This window comes from Streptomyces sp. NPDC007872, assembly GCF_042868165.1.
Lineage (GTDB): Bacteria > Actinomycetota > Actinomycetes > Streptomycetales > Streptomycetaceae > Streptomyces.
Map to the genome: position 1 here is coordinate 570,367 of NZ_JBIAEA010000005.1, position 16,656 is coordinate 587,022.

Sequence of the window (16,656 nt, forward strand, 5' to 3'; positions counted from 1 at the left end):
GTTCGGGCGCAGGCCGCGGGGAGGAAGTGCGTCCGGATAGGGTGGACGGATGACGCGAGCAGAGCAGCCAGACCGTCTCGGCGATTCCGACGCCGCACTCGTCGCGGATTCCCGGGAGCGCGCCGTACGCGCCCTCTTGCGCCACCAGCCGCTGCGCCGGCTGTGGAGCGCCCACCTGCTCGGCAGTACCGGCGACGCCCTCGCCCTCCTCGTCCTGGTCCTCCTCGGTTTCCAGGCGGCCGTGACGGAGGACGCGCTCGGGGGCGGCTACCGGGGGGCCGCGTTCGCCGTGGCCGCCGTCGTCGGCGCGCGCCTCGTCGCCTCCGTCCTCTTCGGGGCCGTCCTCCTCGGACCGCTGATCGCGCTCACCGGTCCCGGCGGGAAGCTCGACCGGCGCTGGACCATGATCGGCGCCGACGGCGTGCGGGTCGCGCTCCTCGTCGTCGCGCCCCTGTGGATCGACTGGACCCCCGGCAGCGCCCTCTGGTACCTGCTCGGCACCGTCTTCGTCACCGGCGCGGCCGAACGGCTCTGGACGATCAGCCGCGAGGGCGCCGCGCCCGCGCTGCTGCCCGCCCCGCCCCTGGAGGGCGCCGCCGTACGGCCGCTGCCCGACCACCTCGGCGCGCTGCGCCGGCTGTCCCAGCGCACCGGCTTCCTCGCCGTCCCGGCCGCCGCCGTCGTCCTGCTCGCCGCCACGCTGGTCGGCGAGCTGCTCGGCGTCGGGCTCGACTGGTTCTCGCTGCACCGGGCCGCCCTCGGCTCGTACGTCGCTGCCGGCCTGTTCGCCGCCTCCGTCACCGTCCTGTACGCGATGGCGCTGCCCGGCGGGGAGACGCCCCGGCCCCGTTCGCCCCTGGAGGGCCTGCGTCGGCCGTCCGTGAAGAAGGGCGACCCGAGGAAGGGCGATCCGAAGGACGGTGGCCCGAAGGATGGTGGCCCGAAGAACAGTGGTGCGGACAAGGGCGGCGCGGACAAGGGCGGCAAGGGCGGTGCCGCCGGGAAGGCCGGCCGCACCGGGATCCTGACCCCCCTCGTCCTGGCCTGCGCCACCGTCGCCGGGGCGATCGCCGCGGCCGCGTCCGTCGCCGTGCTCCACGCGGACGACCTGGGCGGCGGCCCCGTCACGTACGCCCTCCTGATCCTGGCCCTCAGCGGCGCCACCGCCGTCGGCATCCGCACCGCGGGCTCCGTGCTGCCCGTCCTGTCCCGGCGCCGGCTGCTCGCCCTCGCGATCACCGTCACCGGGGTCGCCCTGATCGCCGCGGGCCTGGTCCCGGACACGGCGACCGTCCTCTTCCTCGCCGTCCTCGCCGGATACGCGGCCGGGGTCGCCGCGAACACCGGCCACGTCCTGATCGACCAGGAGGCCGAGGAGCCCCGCCGGGCCCGGACCACCGAGCACCTCCAGGCCACCGCCCGCCTCGCGATGGGCATCGGCGCGCTCGCCGCCCCGCTGCTCGCCGCCGCGATCGGACCGCACCGGATCGGCTCCGGCAGCTCCGTCCTCGCGCACGGCGGCGCCGCCTTCACGCTCGCGCTCGTCGGCGCCCTGCTGCTCCCGGTCGCCGCGCTCGTCCTCGCGAAGACCGACGACCGGGCGGGCGTGCCGCTCCGCCGCGACCTGCGCGACGCGCTGCGCGGCTCCGACCCGGCCCAGGCGCCGTCCCCGACCGGCTTCTTCCTCGCCCTGGAGGGCGGCGACGGCGCCGGGAAGTCCACCCAGGTCCAGGCGCTCGCCGACTGGATCCGCGCCAAGGGCCACGAGGTCGTCGTCACCCGCGAGCCCGGCGCCACCCCGATCGGCAAGCGGCTCCGCTCGATCCTCCTCGACGTCTCGTCGGCGGGACTCTCGAACCGGGCCGAGGCCCTGCTGTACGCGGCCGACCGCGCCGAACACGTCGACTCCCTGGTCCGGCCGGCCCTGGAACGGGGCGCGATCGTCCTCTCCGACCGGTACATCGACTCCTCCGTCGCCTACCAGGGCGCGGGCCGCGACCTGTCCCCGACCGAGATCGCCCGCATCTCCCGCTGGGCGACCGACGGCCTCGTCCCGCACCTGACCGTCGTGCTCGACGTCTCCCCGGAGACGGCGCGGGAACGATTCACCGAGGCGCCCGACCGGCTGGAGTCCGAACCGCCGGAGTTCCACGCGCGCGTACGGGCCGGTTTCCTCGCCCTCGCCGCCGCCGACCCCGCCCGCTACCTCGTCGTCGACGCCGGCCAGGAGCCGGAGGCCGTCACCACCGTCGTGCGCCACCGGCTCGACCGGATGCTCCCGCTCTCCGAGGCCGAGGTGAAGGCCGCCGAGGAGGCCCGCCGGAAGGCCGAGGAGGAGGCGCGGCGCAAGGCCGAGGAGGAGGCCGCCCGCAAGGCCGAGGAGGAGCGCCTGGAGCGCGAGCGCCAGGCCCAGCTCGCCAAGCTGCGCGCCGAGGAGGAGGAGCGCAAGCGGCGCGAGGAGGAAGAGGCGCGCCGCCTGGAGGCCGAACGGAAGGCGGAGGAGGCCCGCCGGAAGGCCGAGGAGGAGCGGATCGCCGCCGAGCGTGCCGCCGAGGAGGAGCGCAGGCGCCTCGCGGCCGAGGAGAAGGCCCGCAAGGAAGAGGAGGAGCGGCTCCGCAAGGAGGCCGAGGAGGAGGCCCGGCTGCGGGCCGAGGCCGAGGCGCGCCGCCTGGAGAAGCAGCGCAAGGCCGAGGAGGCGCTGCTCCGCGCCGAGGAGGCCCGCCGCGCCGCCGAGGCCGCCGCCGCGGCGAAGGCGGCGGAGGAGGCCGCGGCGAAGGCGGCGGCGGAGCGGCTCGCGGCCGAGGCGGCGGCGAAGGCAGCGGCCGAGCGTGCCGCCGCCGAGCGCGCCGCGGCGGAGCAGGCGGCGGCCCGGCGGGCGGCCGAGGCGAAGGAGGCCCGGGAGAAGGCCGCCCGCGAGCAGGAGGCCCGGGAGAAGGCGGCCGCGGAGAAGGCGGCCGCCGAGGCCGAGGCGGCGGCCGAGCGCGAGGCCCGCGCGAAGGCCGCGGAGACGGCGGAGAAGGCGGAGCGGAAGAAGGCCGAGGCTGCGGCGAAGGCCGCCGCCGAGCGTGCCGCCCGCGCCGCCGAGGTGTCGGCGAACGAGGTCACCGTGCCGACGCCGGTCGTGAAGCCGGATGTGAAGTCGGACGTGAAGCCGGACGGGGGCCGTCCGGGTGCCGGGCGCTCCCCGGAGAAGGACGCCTCGAACGCTTCTTCGGCCGCCACGACTGCCTCGGACGCCCCGACCGTCTCGCCCGAAGAGGTCACCGTGGCCACGCCGATCGTGCGGCCGGAGGCGGAGACGCGGCCGGAGGCGGAGACCCGTCCCGAGGCGGAGACCGCCGTGCTGCCGCAGATCCGCGAGGACCGGGGCGCGGACGAGACGGCGGTGCTGCCGCAGATCCGCGAGGACCGGGGCGCGGACGAGACGGCGGTGCTGCCTCCCGTACGGGATTCCCGGAACACCCGGAGCCCTCGGAGCACCCGGGCCCCGCGGGATCCCCGGACGCCCGGTCCCGCCGCCGACGACCGGCTGCCGAAGGACTTCTTCCGCGACGAGCGGGCGGGCGGTTCCGCCGGCGCGTCCCAGGAGGAGCCGTACGGGGCGGACGACCGCACCAGGGAGCTGCCCCAGCTCGACGAGAACGGCCGGCCGCGCCGCTCCGACTGGGCCGAGGAGACCCCGCTCGACGACCTGCCGACGCTGGCGGACGAGCTGTTCGGCCCGCACGAGGACGAGGAGGAGGGGCCCCGGCGGCGCCGCTGACGCCGCCCGGTCCTTCCGGACCTTCCGAGCCCTCCGGCCGGGGACCTTCGGGTTCCCGGCCGGAGGGCTCTGCGCGGGGCCGACGGAGGTCGGCAGGGCCGGCGCGGGGACTGACGGGGGCCGACGGGGCTGACGACGGAGGCCGGCCGAGGCCGTCGGGGCCTGTCGGGAGGCTGTCAGGGCCTGTCGGGGTCTGTCGGGGTCTGTCAGAGGGCTGCCCCACAATGGAGGGCGTACCTGAGGAGGGGCAGACATGGCCGTATGGGACGACCTGGTCGGACAGACCCGGGTCGAGGAGCAGCTCTCCGCCGCCGCGCGCGACGCCGACGCGTTCGTGACCGCCCACGAGGCCGGCGAGTCCGTCCCCGAGGCCTCGAAGATGACCCACGCCTGGCTCTTCACCGGTCCGCCGGGGGCCGGCCGGGTCGACGCCGCGCGGGCCTTCGCGGCGGCCCTCCAGTGCGTGAGTCCCGACCGGGCCCTCGGCGGAACGCCGGGCTGCGGCTTCTGCACCGGCTGCCACACGACGCTGGTCGGCACCCACGCCGACGTCACGACGGTCTCCGCCGTCGGTACGGAGATCCTCGTCCGCGACATGCGCGACACCGTCCGCAAGTCCTTCACCGCACCGGCCAACGGCCGCTGGCAGATCATCCTGGTCGCCGACGCCGAGCGGCTCAACGAGCGGTCGGGCAACGCCGTCCTGAAGGCGGTGGAGGAGCCCGCCCCCCGCACCGTCTGGCTGCTCTGCTCCCCTTCCCTGGACGACGTGCTGCCCACGATCCGCTCCCGCTGCCGCCACTTGAACCTGCGCACCCCCTCGGTGGAGGCCGTGGCCGACGTACTGGTGCGGCGCGACGGCATTGAGCCCGGGGTCGCCCTGGCCGCCGCCCGCGCCGGGCAGGGGCACGTCGGCCGGGCCCGCCGGCTCGCCACGGACGAGCGGGCCCGCGCGCGCCGCGCCGTCGTCCTCAAGCTGCCGATGCGGGTCGCGGACATCGGCGGCTGCTTCAAGGCCGCCCAGGAGCTGATCGACACGGCGGCCGAGGACGCGAAGCAGGTCGCGGAGGAGATCGACACGAAGGAGACCGAGGAGCTGAGGGCGGCGCTCGGGGCGGTGCAGGGCGGGCGGATGCCGCGCGGCACGGCCGGGATGATGAAGGAGCTGGAGGAGAACCAGAAGCGGCGCGGCCGCCGGACCCAGCTCGACACCCTGGACCTCGCCCTCACCGACCTGACCGGCTTCTACCGGGACGTGCTCGCCCTCCAGCTCCGCTCCCGCACGCCCCTGACGAACGAGGACGTGCGGGACGCCCTGGAGACCGTCGCCCGCGACACCACCCCGGAGCGGACCCTCCGCCGCATCGAGGCCGTCCTCGCCTGCCGCGAGGCCCTCGACCGGAACGTGGCGCCGCTGCTCGCGGTGGAGGCGATGACGATGGCGCTGCGGTAGCGGTACGCGGACGGGTACGGGAACGGGTACGGGGGCAGGGGCGCGGTGACGGGCGTCCGGGAACGGCCCCTGTGCGGCCCGTGCGCGACCCGTCACGATTGGACACGTTCCGTACCGGTCCGGATACGCTCCGGGGATGGACTCCAGGCGCTTGCTCCGTACGTCCGCCGTGGCCCTCGCCGCGGCCGGTCTGATCCTCTCCGGCTGCTCGGGCGGGAGCGACGCCGCCGCGCCCCGCGGGACGGCCCAGGGCCGGTCGGCGCCCTCGGCCGCGCCCGAGGCGCTGAAGGAGTTCTACGCCCAGAAGCCGAAGTGGCGCGACTGCGGCGTGACCGGCTTCCAGTGCGCGACCCTGAGGGCCCCGCTCGACTACGCGAAGCCGGAGGCCGGGGAGATCGAGCTGGCGGTCTCCCGGGTGCGGGCCACGGGCCCGGGGAAGCGGCTCGGCTCGCTCCTGGTCAACCCCGGCGGGCCGGGCGGCTCCGCCGTCGGCTACCTCCAGGGGTACGCGGGCGTCGGCTACCCGGCGCCCGTCCGCGCCCGCTACGACATGGTGGCCGTCGACCCGCGCGGAGTGGCCCGCAGCGAGCCGGTCGAGTGCCTGACGGGCCCGCAGATGGACGCGTACACGCAGGTCGACCAGACCCCCGACGACGCGGCCGAGACCGACGCGCTCGGCGCGGCCTTCAAGGACTTCGCAGCCGGCTGCGCGAAGCGCTCGGAGAAGATCCTGCCGCACGTCTCCACCGTCGAGACGGCCCGCGACATGGACGTCCTGCGGGCGGTCCTCGGCGACGAGAGGCTCCACTACGTGGGGGCGTCGTACGGCACCTTCCTGGGCGCCACCTACGCCGAGCTCTTCCCCGGCCGGGTCGGCCGGCTCGTCCTCGACGGGGCGATGGACCCCTCGCTCTCCGCGCTCGACCTCAACCGCGACCAGACCGCCGGCTTCGAGACCGCCTTCCGCGCCTTCGCCGCCGACTGCGTCGGCAAGCCGGACTGCCCGCTGGGCACCGGGTCGGTCCCGGAGGCCGGCGAGGCGCTGAAGAAGTTCTTCCGCGACGTGGACGCCGAGCCGCTGCCCACGGGGGAGAGCCGGAAGCTGGGCGAGTCCCTCGCCACCACGGGCGTGATCGCGGCGATGTACGACGAGGGCGCCTGGCCCCAGCTCCGCGAGGCCCTCACGCAGGCGAAGGGCGGCCAGGGGGCGGGTCTCCTCGCGCTCGCGGACAGCTACTACGAGCGCGAGCCGAACGGCGAGTACGCCAACCTCATGGCCGCCAACGCCGCCGTGAACTGCCTCGACCTGCCGGCCGCCTACCGCGGCCCGGCCGACGCGGCGAAGGCCGTCCCCTCCTTCGAGAAGGCCTCCCCGGTCTTCGGCGCGGGCCTCGCCTGGGCGGCCCTCAACTGCACCTACTGGCCGTCCCCGGCCACCGGCCGCCCCCACCGCATCGCCGCCGAGGGCGCCGCCCCGATCCTGGTCGTCGGCACCACCCGCGACCCGGCCACCCCGTACAAGTGGGCCGAGTCCCTCGCCGGCCAGCTCTCCTCCGGCACCCTCCTGACCTACGAGGGCGACGGCCACACCGCGTACGGCCGGGGCAGCGACTGCGTCGACACGGCGATCAACACCTACCTCCTCGAAGGCACCCCTCCGAAGGACGGAAAGCGCTGCTCGTAGGCCCTCCCCGGGGGTGGTCGGACCATCCCCGGAAACTGTGTAGACTTGGCGACGCCGCTGCACCCACCATGGGACCGCACGGCTTGCCGCCTTAGCTCAGTTGGCCAGAGCAACGCACTCGTAATGCGTAGGTCTCGGGTTCGAATCCCGAAGGCGGCTCGGATCAACCCCAGGACTCACTCGCCGTGACCTGGGGTTTTTTCATGCTGTGATCGTGGTTCCGTCGGCGTGCCAGGTCAGAGGTGGGCCCCTGGTGGCCGGCCGGGTGAGACGTGCGGGACCCGGGCTACGCCTTGAAGACGCCCCGGTTGAGGCGCAGTGTCGCCACGACGGCGGTGATGGCGGTTGCCGTGATGACGGCCGTGCCCATGATCGAGTCGGTGGCGGCGAGGATGCCGCCGAAGCCGGCCACGCCCAGTGCCGCGCCCACCGCGAGGGACGTCTCCTGGAGGGCCGCGGCGCGTGCGACGTCCTTCGGTGGGACGCTGCCCAGGAGGTAGGCGTCGCCGGAGGCCATGGAGACGCCGACGCCGAGGCCGATCAGGAAGCTGGCGGGCCACAGGCCGACGAAGGCGGCCACGACGAGGCCGGCGGCGCAGGTGGCCAGGCTGACCTGGAGCATGTGCACCGCGGTGAAGCGGGCCTGGAGCTTGTGGAACGCGAATCCGCCGAGGGAGACCCACAGGGCCAGGACCGACACCGGCAGGATCGACAGGAGCGAGTCGGCCTCCGCGCTGAACAGGAAGACCGATCCCGTGTAGGCGGCGGAACTCACGACGAGCGCCAGCGAGGGTGCGCCGAGCCGGGAGAAGCTGAGCATGCGCACGTCGATCAGCGGGTCGTGCGAGCGGAGCTGCCGGAGGCAGAAGACCGCCAGGACCAGGCAGCCCGCGACCGTCGCGAGGACGCGTCCGAACGCGGCGCCGTGGCTCTGCAGACCGGCCACGAAGAGTCCGAAGCCCACGAAGGCGAGGGCGGAGGAGGCGATGTCGACCTTGGCCGACGAGGCCTGTCCCAGGGTGACGCCGCGCAGCAGCGCGGTGGCGAGCACCCCGCACACCAGGGCGACGGCGGCGGGCAGCCAGAAGAGCGTCGCGTAGGCGTCCATGCCGACGAACGCCCGGCCGATCAGGGGACCCGTACCGGCTCCGACGCTGTACGTGGTGATCCACAGGGAGTAGCCGAGGGTGCGCTCCGACGTCTCGGGCAGTCCGCCGATGACCGAGGCGACGCTGGAGACGATCAGCGCGTAGCCGAAGCCCTGGACGAACCGGCTCGCCGTCCACGTCGCCGCCGAGTCCAGTAGTGCGGGGCTCGCCCCCGCGAGGGCGAAGACGAAGAGGCCGGTCGCCAGCGTCACGCCGGGGCCCAGGCGCGCGCCCAGGCGCGAGCCGAGGACGACGCTGGAGGCGAGGGCGATCGTGTACCCGTCGATGAACCACAGGCGCCACGAGTCGGTCAGGACCGGCAGGTCGTGGGCGACGGAGTTGAACAGCGTGGAGTCCACGCCGCCCAGGAACATGGGGACCAGCAGCAGCGGGAAGAGGACCTTCTTCGACACGGCGGTGGACCGTGCCGGGGCAAGGACGGTTCCGGTCAAGGCAGACCTCGTCTCAGTGGGCTTTCCCGGGCGGGTGCGGCAGGAGGACTCCTGCGGCGACGCCCGGCAGGACTGTGGGATCCGCCGTCGGTCTTCTCCCTCCGGGGCCGGTGGGGCGTGTGCGCGCCGCAGGGCGCTCGGGGCCGGTTCTCGAGGGCGCCATGAAGTCTCCGGGTCGATGGGGAACCGCCTTGGGTGGTTCTACCAGTCCGTGATCCTCGCGGCAACCGGCCGAGCCGGTTCCATCGCCTGCCCGGGGCGTCGCGTGCGGGACGTGCCGGGGCCGGCCCCGCGGATACGGCCGGGGCCGGCGTGGCCTCACCTGTGCGGCGACGGGTGCGGGTGCCCTACATGCCCCGGGGGGAGGGGAATTCGCGGTTGCTGAGGTACTGCGGGCGCGGCGCGTCCGCGGCGTAGGGGGCTCCCAGCGTGTTCTCCACGCTGTTGTAGACGATGAAGACGTTCGAGCGCGCGAACGGCGAGAGGTTGCCGTTGGAGCCGTGCAGCAGGTTGGAGTCGAACATCACCGCGGAGCCGGCGGGGCCCGTGATCTGCTCGATCCCGTGCTCCTCCGCCATGCGCGTCAGGTGCGCGCGGTCCGGGGAGCCGACGCTGGGGGCGGCCACGCGGAGCGACTCCTTGTGGTAGTCCTGCGGGGTGGCCCCGACCGTGGGGACGAACGTCTTGTGGGTGCCGGGCATGACCATGAGCGGGCCGTTGAACGGGTGGTTCTCGGTGAGGGAGATCGAGACGCTGAACGCGCGCGGCCGGGGCATGCCGTCCTCGGAGTGCCAGGTCTCGAAGTCGGAGTGCCAGTGGAACGGGGCGCCGCCGAACCCCGGCTTGTAGTTGACCCGGCTCTGGTGGACGTAGACCTCGGAGTCGAGCACCTGGCGGGCGATGTTCGTGAGCCGGGGCGACCGGAGCAGCTCGGCGAAGATCTCGCTGACCTTCTCGACCTCGAAGACGGAACGGACCTCGTCGGAATCCGGTTCCAGGATGACGCGTTCGCTCGCGCGCAGCTCCGGGTCCTCGCCCAGGCGCCGGAGTTCGGAGAGGTAGAGGTCCACCTCCTGCGGGGAGAGCAGGTCGTCGAGGACCAGATAGCCGTCGGACTCGTACCGGTCGAGCTGCTCGCCGTCGAGCGGGCCAGGAGCCCCTCCCCACACCGACGGGTCCGTCCGCGGCCGGGGAACGGCCTCGCCGAGGACTCGGGTCGGATACAGGTCGGGGCGCTGAGCGACAGTCATGTGCTGTTCTCCTTTTCAGGGGAGCGGCGGCCTTTTCTGCCCGCACGGGGGCGCAATCGGGGGCGCGATTCGGCTCGCGGGCGAGGTGCCGGAATTCCAGGGCCCTTCTGTCCCGCGGCTCACCGGTTCGTCCCCCGGTCCTTCGATACTGCAAGCCCGCGGAGGGCGAAGGAAGGGTTCCCGAGTGTCCTGAATCGTCCTTGACCCAATCAGGACCGCGCATCGCGCCGTCCGTTCACGGGGCGTGGACGCGGGAGTGCCGTGCCCCCGAACAGCGCGGAACCGCCCCGAGCGGTTCTCTTGCTTGTCCTCCGCAGAGGAACTGGCTAGGGTGGTTCCATGTCCGGCAGACGTTTCCCCGAGTTCCGTCTCGGCAAGGTGCTGGCGACCAGCTTCACGGCGACCCTCACGGAACGCCGCGGCGAACCCGTCGAGCGCGTTCCCGTTCCCGAGCGACTGGTCGACTGGCTGGCGGTCCACGGGCTCCGGGTCGACGCGTGCAGCGAATCCCAGTGGGAGCGTGCCCGGCAACTGCGGGAAGCGATCCACGAGGCCGCCACCGCCGTCGCGACGCGGGCTCCCCTTCCCGCCGCGGCCGTGCGGATCATCAACGACCGCAGTACGGGCGGCCGGGCCTCGGCGGTCCTCTCGCCCCGCGGCGGGCAGGAGTGGCACCTGGATTCCGCCTCCGTCGAGGACGCCCTCAGCGTGATCGCCGCCGACGCGGTCGACATCGTCTCGGGCGCGCGCGAGGGGAGGATGGCGCTGTGCGCGTCCCCGACGTGCCGGGCCGCCTTCTTCGACACCAGCCGGGGCGCCACGCGCAGGTGGTGCGAGATGAACACCTGCGGGAACCGCGAGAAGAAGGCGCGTTTCCTCGCCAACAAGCGCCAGGCCCCGAGCCGCGCCGACTGAGGCCGAGCCGGCCGCGGTTCCGCCCCCACACCCCTGCCACCTGGCCGTTTCCTCCTGTCGGGGGAGGCGACCGACGCGGTCCCACGGTGGCCGGAACGCTCCGTGTAGAGCCATTGCGAACGGGTAGCCGCACCCTCGTCGCTCACCGCGACCGCGTCCAACGCCGGGCCCTGACCTGCGCGTTGGAGGCGGCCCGCGCTGCGGAGTGCTGCTCGCGAGTTCGGAAAGCCGCCGCTCGACGGCCGTCGGGCGCTGTTGACGACGAGGGCAGGGCGTCGTCGCCACCAGACTCCCGCATCCCCTCGTCCCGTCACCGTACGCAGGTGCAGAGGGGGAGACATGCTGGACGTCCTGGGAATCGACGCCACGTCGGAAGTGGTCTACCGCGAGATGCTGGCGCATCCGCAGGAGGGCGTGGCCGAACTGGTGCGCAGGCTGGAACTGACCGAACGGGAGGTGCGGACGGCACTCGACACCCTCGGCGAGCTGGCCCTGGTGTGGCACTCGCCCGAAGACCCCCAGAGCTTCCACGTCGTGGATCCCCACCTCGCCGCGGAGATCCTGCTCGCCAGGGAGCGGGCCGAGCTCGCGGCGCAGCAGCAGCGCGTGCAGGAGGCCCAGGCCGCCGCCGTACAGCTCAAGTCGGAGTTCACCCAGGAGGGTCCCAAGGACGAGGTGCACCGCCTGACCGGGGTCGACTCCGTACGCGACTACCTGACGGCGCTGCACGACAAGGTCCAGGACGAGCTGCTGACCCTGGCGCCGGGCGGGGCGCAGACGGAGGACAACCTGCGCAGCTCGCGCCCGATCGCGGACGCCCTGCTCGCGCGCGGGGTGCGGATGCGCACCGTCTACCTGGACAGCGTCCGCAACGATCCCCCCACGGTCGCGCACGCGGACTGGCTCGCCGAACGCGGCGGCCGCATACGCACCGTGCCCGCGCTGCCGAACCGCCTGATCATCTGCGACAAGAAGATCGCCATCGTCGCCGTCGACCCGGACGACACCTCGGCCGGGGCGGTGGTCCTCCAGACGGCCGGCGTGGTGGCGTCCCTGTACGCCCTCTTCGAGAACGTCTGGCAGACCGCCCGGCCCATGACGGAGGCCGCCCGGCCGAGTGACGGACAGGACCTCAGCCCGCAACAACTGGAAGTCCTGCGGCTGTTGTCCCTCGGCCACACCGACGACTACGTCGCGGCGCGTCTGGGCGTGTCGGGCCGCACGGCGCGCCGGATCGCCACGAAGCTCATGGACCACCTCGGCGCCCGAAGCCGGTTCCAGGCCGGTCTGCACGCGGCTGCCAGGGGCCTCATCCGGCCGTGACGGCCCGTACGTCACCGATCGACGAGCAGCCGGAGGGGAACGGCCAGACGAACAGGACGTCCCACTCATGTACCTCGTACAGCTCACCCTCGCGCCCCCGGGCGACGCCCACCCGCCCGCCGAGCTCGCGCGGGCGCTCCACGACGCGGCGCCGGACGTCGTCGAACACGCCGGCGTTCACACCCCGACGCGGTCCCGCCTCGTCGTCAGCCTCTTTCTCCGCGCCGCCTCCCTGGACGAGGCCGAGGCGGCGGCGCAGCGGATCTGGCAGCGCGCGACCGCCAGTCGCCCCCTCCTGGCCGCCTGGTCGCTGCGGCGGGCCGAAGTGCCCCTCCATCCCTACGACGCGGGGTGAGGCTACGACGCGGGGTGAGGCCTGCTCCTCCCGGCGTCCTTGCCGCGCGCCGCCGCCGCCCGTGCCGCGCGCCGCCCCCGTCCGTGCCCGAGCGGTGCGGTGCGGTGCGGTGCGATGTGGGGAACTCGTATACGCATTTTCGAGTTTCCCAAACGTCCACACCGGAGAATGTCGCGATCGCCGTGGCCCTGTGACCGGATGACCAATCCGATCGCCGTCCTGAACAGGTCAGGACCGATTTAGGTCAGCCGTCCGCCCTTCCCTCTCCGCTCCGCACCTCGCAGACTCGTTATTGCCGGACAGCAAACCAGCGAGAAGGGCGAGTCATGAAAGAGCGCGTGTTCGTCTCCGACAGTTCTCCGGTGGAGAGGTTAATTCCCTGCCTCTCACCCGAGGACGACGGCGGGTGGCAGTGACCGTATGACGACCTCGAAGAACAGTGTCCAGGGACATTCGATGGCGGACCTCGCCGAGGAGTACGGCACCCCGCTCTTCGTCTACGACGCGGACGTCCTCGCGGACACGTACCGCACGTTGCGCGGCCTGCTCCCCGGTGCCGCCGACATCTTCTACTCGCTCAAGGCGAACCCGAACGTCAGCGTCTGCGCCCTGTTGAACTCGTTCGGCGCGGGAGCCGAGGTCTCCTCCCACGCCGAGCTGGCCACCGCCCTGCGGGCGGGGGTCGACCCCGGCGACATCATCTTCCTCGGCCCCGGCAAGGACGAGCGGGAACTCACCGCGTGCGTCGAGGCCGGCATCCACGCGATCGTCTGCGAGTCGCTGGACGAACTCGAACTGCTCGACTCGCTCCTGGCGGCGGCGGGACGCGACGGCTTCCCGGTGCTCCTGCGGGTCAACCCGGCCTTCGGCAGCAAGGGGTCCGGGCTCGCCATGGGCGGCAAGCCCCGGCAGTTCGGCATCGACGAAGCCGAACTGCGCGGTTCCGGGCACCGCCTCGCGGCCCTCCGCAACATCCGGGTGAAGGGCGTGCACGCGTACATGGGGACGCGGTTCCTCGACCACGAGGACGTCGTCGAGAACACCCGGCGCATCCTCGCCACCGCGGAGGACCTGTCCGAAGAGCTCGGCTTCCCCCTGGAGACGGTCGACTTCGGCGGCGGACTCGGCGTCGCCTACTTCGACAACGAGAAGGACCTGGACCTCGACGCGCTGGGCGCCGGCCTCACGGAGGTCATCACCCCCTTCTCGGCGCGCCACCCGGGCTGCCGGATGATCATGGAGCTGGGCCGCTTCCTCACCGCCACGGCCGGTACGTACGTCGTCCGCGCCCGCTACGTGAAGGAGTCCATGGGGGAGAGCTTCGTGGTCGCCGACGGCGGCACGAACCACCACATGGCGGCCGTCGGCGTCGGCAGCTTCGTCAAGCGCAACTTCCCGGTCCGCCACCTGGAGGACCGGGCCGGGGGAGCGCCGCGCCCCTACAGCGTGACCGGGCCCCTGTGCACGCCCAACGACGTGGTGGCCAAGAAGGTCCCCCTGCCGGAAGTGCGGCCGGGAGACCTGCTCGCGGTGGAGCGGTCCGGGGCCTACGGGCCGACCGCCTCGCCCGGCCTCTTCCTGAGCCACGGCTTCCCGGCCGAGGTGCTCGTCCGCGACGGGCGCGCCCACCTCATCCGGGAGCGCGACACGACGGAGGACCTGCTGGCGAAGCAGCACCTCGTCGACCTCCGGTCCACGTCCGCCTGAACGCGTGGTCCGTGCGGGCACGTGGTCCGTGCGGGCACGTGGTCCGTACGGATATCCGGTCCGAATGAACACCCGGCCCGAATGAACACCCGATCCCGATGAGAAATCGATGCGAATGAAAACCGCAGCGAAGCAGGTCGCGCGAGTCGGACTGGACGTACTCGACCGCTCCGAACTCCGCCGCCTCGTCGAACGGCCCTGGTTCTTGCGCTTCAGTTTCGCCCCGGAGGAAATGGCCCACGCCGACACCCTCGGCGAAGACCGCCGCCTGGAATTCCTGGCCGGGCGGTTCGCCGCCAAAGAGGCCCTCTTCAAAGCCCTGGGAATCGGTTTCCTGCAAGGTGTGGCGCCACGGGAGATCTGTGTGGAGCACACCGCACACGGCGCCCCCGTCGTCCACCTCCGCGGACGAGCCGCGCACCTGACCCCGTCATCCGTCTCGGTCTCCATCACCCACAAGCAGAACGTCGTGGCCGCCGTCGCCATCAGCCTCCCCGAGGCCATGGGCGCGACCGCCGACGACGCCACCGGCGAAGCCGCCGGGAACGGACGAACCGAACCCCCCGTACCGAAGGAGCCCGACGCCGTGCCGCCACCCGACACCTCCGCGACCCGTACCCGCGACGAGCGGGAAGAGCGGACCACCGCCTTCCTCCGCGTACGCGTCGGCCAGGAAGAGGCCCACTACGGGGGCAACCTCGTCGACGGCGCGCGCATCCTGCGCCTGTTCGGCGACCTCGTCACCGAGATCACCGTCCGCACGGACGGCGACGAGGGGCTGCTGGCCCAGTACAGCGACATCCGCTTCTCCGCGCCCGTGCGGCCCGGCGACTACATCGAGGCGCGCGCACGGCTGGTGCACCGGACCCGGCTGCGCCGCGTGGTCGAGCTGGAGGCGCACAAGGTCCTCCGCGCCAGCCCCGAAGGGGCCGACAGCGCCTGCGAGCTCCTCGACGAGCCCCAACTCGTGTGCGCCGCGACCGCCACCACCGTCGTGCCCCACCACCGGGCGCGCACGGCGACCGCCCGCACCCCCGCGGCCGAGGAGGCCTGATGCCCCGCACTCCGCAGCTCCTGCACGAGATACTGGACCGAGCCGCCGACCGCGCTCCGGAGTCGGCCGCGCTGAGCTCGCGCGACCGCGGCCTCACCTACCGGGAACTCGCGAACGCCACCACCGCCCTGGCCGCCCGCCTGCGGCGCGAGGGCCTGCGGCGCGGCGACCGGATCATCGTCACCGCCTCCGACGGCATCGGCATCGCCGTCCTGGTCTACGCCGCCTCACGCGTCGGCGCCGTCTTCAGCGTGCTCCACGAGCAGGTCCGCGGCGGGCCGCTGGAGCACGTCCTGCGCGACTGCGAGCCCGCGCTCCTGGTCTCCGACGACCCCGGTGCCGGACGGACCGCCGCCGAGCACGGCGTCCGCTCCCTCGCGCTCGACGAGCTCGTGCGCACGGCACTCGACGCGGACGCCGCCGAGGCCGCCGCCCCCGCCGGCCCGGGCGCCCCGAGCGTGGACCCCGTCAGCCTGATCTACACCTCGGGCACCACCTCCCTGCCCAAGGCCGTGGTCAGCACCCACCAGCAGGTGCTCTTCGCCGCCACCGCGATCCAGGAGTGCCTGGAGTACCGCAGCGACGACGTCGTCTACTGCCCGCTCCCGCTCTCCTTCGACTACGGCCTCTACCAGGTCTACCTCGCGGCCCTCGCCGGCGCCCGGCTCCACCTGGCCACGGTCGCCGAGGTCGGCCCCCCGCTGCTGCGCAGCCTGGAGGAGGCGGGCGCCACCGTCCTGCCCTCCATGCCCTCCGTCTCGGACCGGCTCGCCTGGCTGCTCGGCCGCAGCAGCGGGGGCCCGAGCCGCCTGCGCCTGCTCACCAACACGGGTGCGGCGCTCTCCGAGCCCACCATGACCGCGCTGCGCGCCGCCCTGCCCCACCTGCGGATCCAGGTGATGTACGGCCTCACCGAGTGCAAGCGCACGGCGATCATGCCCCCCGACGGGGACCTGGACCACCCGGGCTCCTGCGGGCTGCCGCTGCCGGGCACCGAGGTGTTCGTCATCGACGACGACGGCGGCCGGCTGCCCGCGGGAGAGGTCGGCCAGATCGTCGTCCGCGGACCCCACGTCATGGCCGGGTACTGGCGCCGCCCCGAGCTGACCGCCGAGCGCTTCCCGCGCACGGAGGGGCTGTTCCCCGAGCTGCGCACCGGCGACTACGGCTGGCAGGACAAGGACGGCTACCTCTACTTCTCCGGCCGCCGGGACGACCTCTACAAGGAGCGCGGGTTCCGCCTCAGCACCACCGAGGTCGAGGCCGCCGCGACCCGGGTCGACGGAGTGACCTCCGCCGCCGTGCTGCCTCCCGAGGGCAAGCGGAACGCTCTCCTCGCCGTCGTCGCGGACATCACCGCCGACCAGGTGCGCGAGGGCATGCGGGACCACATCGAGCCCTTCAAGATCCCGCGCCGCTGCGTCCGCCTCGACGCCCTGCCCACCAACGGCAACGGCAAGGTCGACCGCAAGAAGCTGGCCGCCCTGGTCGCACAGGACCCGCCCGCGTCGGCCACCACCGAGGCCCTCCAGGCGCGCCTGTCCCACTGACC

Annotated in this window: 11 protein-coding genes and 1 tRNA gene; 10 read left to right on the plus strand and 2 right to left on the minus strand. The window is 73.5% G+C overall.

Annotated elements, in window-relative coordinates:
• The first annotated feature begins 49 nt into the window (after positions 1–49).
• From tmk to ACFYNX_RS21250, 4 genes are all read left to right on the plus strand, one after another.
• Positions 50–3,763 carry a dTMP kinase gene (tmk, locus tag ACFYNX_RS21235; RefSeq protein WP_388663242.1) on the plus strand — a complete coding sequence of 1,238 codons (3,714 nt, stop codon included), beginning with the start codon at positions 50–52 and terminating at the stop codon, positions 3,761–3,763.
• 253 nt (positions 3,764–4,016) lie between these two features.
• Positions 4,017–5,216, plus strand: coding sequence for a DNA polymerase III subunit delta' (locus tag ACFYNX_RS21240; RefSeq protein WP_388663244.1), 1,200 nt, complete (start codon positions 4,017–4,019; stop codon positions 5,214–5,216).
• A 136-nt stretch (positions 5,217–5,352) separates the two neighbouring features.
• A complete protein-coding gene (locus tag ACFYNX_RS21245) occupies positions 5,353–6,900 on the plus strand; it encodes an alpha/beta hydrolase (protein ID WP_388663246.1) in 1,548 nt (515 codons plus the stop codon).
• An 85-nt stretch (positions 6,901–6,985) separates the two neighbouring features.
• Positions 6,986–7,059, plus strand: a tRNA-Thr gene (locus ACFYNX_RS21250).
• Positions 7,060–7,186: 127 nt separating this feature from the next.
• Here ACFYNX_RS21250 and ACFYNX_RS21255 read toward each other — a convergent pair.
• Entirely contained in the window at positions 7,187–8,461 is a 1,275-nt protein-coding gene (locus tag ACFYNX_RS21255; protein ID WP_388663248.1) for an MFS transporter, read from the minus strand.
• Positions 8,462–8,847: 386 nt separating this feature from the next.
• Complete coding sequence (thpD, locus tag ACFYNX_RS21260; protein ID WP_388663249.1) at positions 8,848–9,750, minus strand: ectoine hydroxylase; 903 nt, start codon at positions 9,748–9,750, stop codon at positions 8,848–8,850.
• A 339-nt stretch (positions 9,751–10,089) separates the two neighbouring features.
• On the opposite strand from thpD, the gene ACFYNX_RS21265 reads away from it, so the two are divergent.
• From ACFYNX_RS21265 to ACFYNX_RS21290, 6 genes are all read left to right on the plus strand, one after another.
• Positions 10,090–10,665, plus strand: coding sequence for a CGNR zinc finger domain-containing protein (locus tag ACFYNX_RS21265; RefSeq protein WP_388663250.1), 576 nt, complete (start codon positions 10,090–10,092; stop codon positions 10,663–10,665).
• Positions 10,666–11,004: 339 nt separating this feature from the next.
• Positions 11,005–11,988 carry a LuxR C-terminal-related transcriptional regulator gene (locus ACFYNX_RS21270; RefSeq protein WP_388663251.1) on the plus strand — a complete coding sequence of 328 codons (984 nt, stop codon included), beginning with the start codon at positions 11,005–11,007 and terminating at the stop codon, positions 11,986–11,988.
• Positions 11,989–12,055: 67 nt separating this feature from the next.
• A complete protein-coding gene (locus ACFYNX_RS21275; RefSeq protein WP_365539258.1) occupies positions 12,056–12,343 on the plus strand; it encodes a hypothetical protein in 288 nt (95 codons plus the stop codon).
• A gap of 420 nt (positions 12,344–12,763) precedes the next feature.
• Complete coding sequence (locus ACFYNX_RS21280) at positions 12,764–14,050, plus strand: diaminopimelate decarboxylase (protein ID WP_388663253.1); 1,287 nt, start codon at positions 12,764–12,766, stop codon at positions 14,048–14,050.
• Positions 14,051–14,165: 115 nt separating this feature from the next.
• Positions 14,166–15,104, plus strand: a complete 939-nt coding sequence (locus ACFYNX_RS21285; RefSeq protein ID WP_388663255.1) for a 4'-phosphopantetheinyl transferase superfamily protein — start codon at positions 14,166–14,168, stop codon at positions 15,102–15,104.
• Complete coding sequence (locus tag ACFYNX_RS21290; protein WP_365539250.1) at positions 15,104–16,654, plus strand: class I adenylate-forming enzyme family protein; 1,551 nt, start codon at positions 15,104–15,106, stop codon at positions 16,652–16,654. The genes ACFYNX_RS21285 and ACFYNX_RS21290 overlap by 1 nt, the downstream gene beginning before the upstream one ends.
• Positions 16,655–16,656: the final 2 nt, after the last annotated feature.

Coding starts and splice junctions, on each gene's coding strand:
- ACFYNX_RS21240 (WP_388663244.1), top strand. CDS start 4,017: ATGGCCGTATGGGACGACCTGGTCGGACAGACCCGGGTCGAGGAGCAG.
- ACFYNX_RS21270 (WP_388663251.1), top strand. CDS start 11,005: ATGCTGGACGTCCTGGGAATCGACGCCACGTCGGAAGTGGTCTACCGC.
- ACFYNX_RS21280 (WP_388663253.1), top strand. CDS start 12,764: ATGACGACCTCGAAGAACAGTGTCCAGGGACATTCGATGGCGGACCTC.
- ACFYNX_RS21275 (WP_365539258.1), top strand. CDS start 12,056: ATGTACCTCGTACAGCTCACCCTCGCGCCCCCGGGCGACGCCCACCCG.
- thpD (WP_388663249.1), bottom strand. CDS start 9,750: ATGACTGTCGCTCAGCGCCCCGACCTGTATCCGACCCGAGTCCTCGGC.
- ACFYNX_RS21245 (WP_388663246.1), top strand. CDS start 5,353: ATGGACTCCAGGCGCTTGCTCCGTACGTCCGCCGTGGCCCTCGCCGCG.
- tmk (WP_388663242.1), top strand. CDS start 50: ATGACGCGAGCAGAGCAGCCAGACCGTCTCGGCGATTCCGACGCCGCA.
- ACFYNX_RS21265 (WP_388663250.1), top strand. CDS start 10,090: ATGTCCGGCAGACGTTTCCCCGAGTTCCGTCTCGGCAAGGTGCTGGCG.
- ACFYNX_RS21285 (WP_388663255.1), top strand. CDS start 14,166: ATGAAAACCGCAGCGAAGCAGGTCGCGCGAGTCGGACTGGACGTACTC.
- ACFYNX_RS21290 (WP_365539250.1), top strand. CDS start 15,104: ATGCCCCGCACTCCGCAGCTCCTGCACGAGATACTGGACCGAGCCGCC.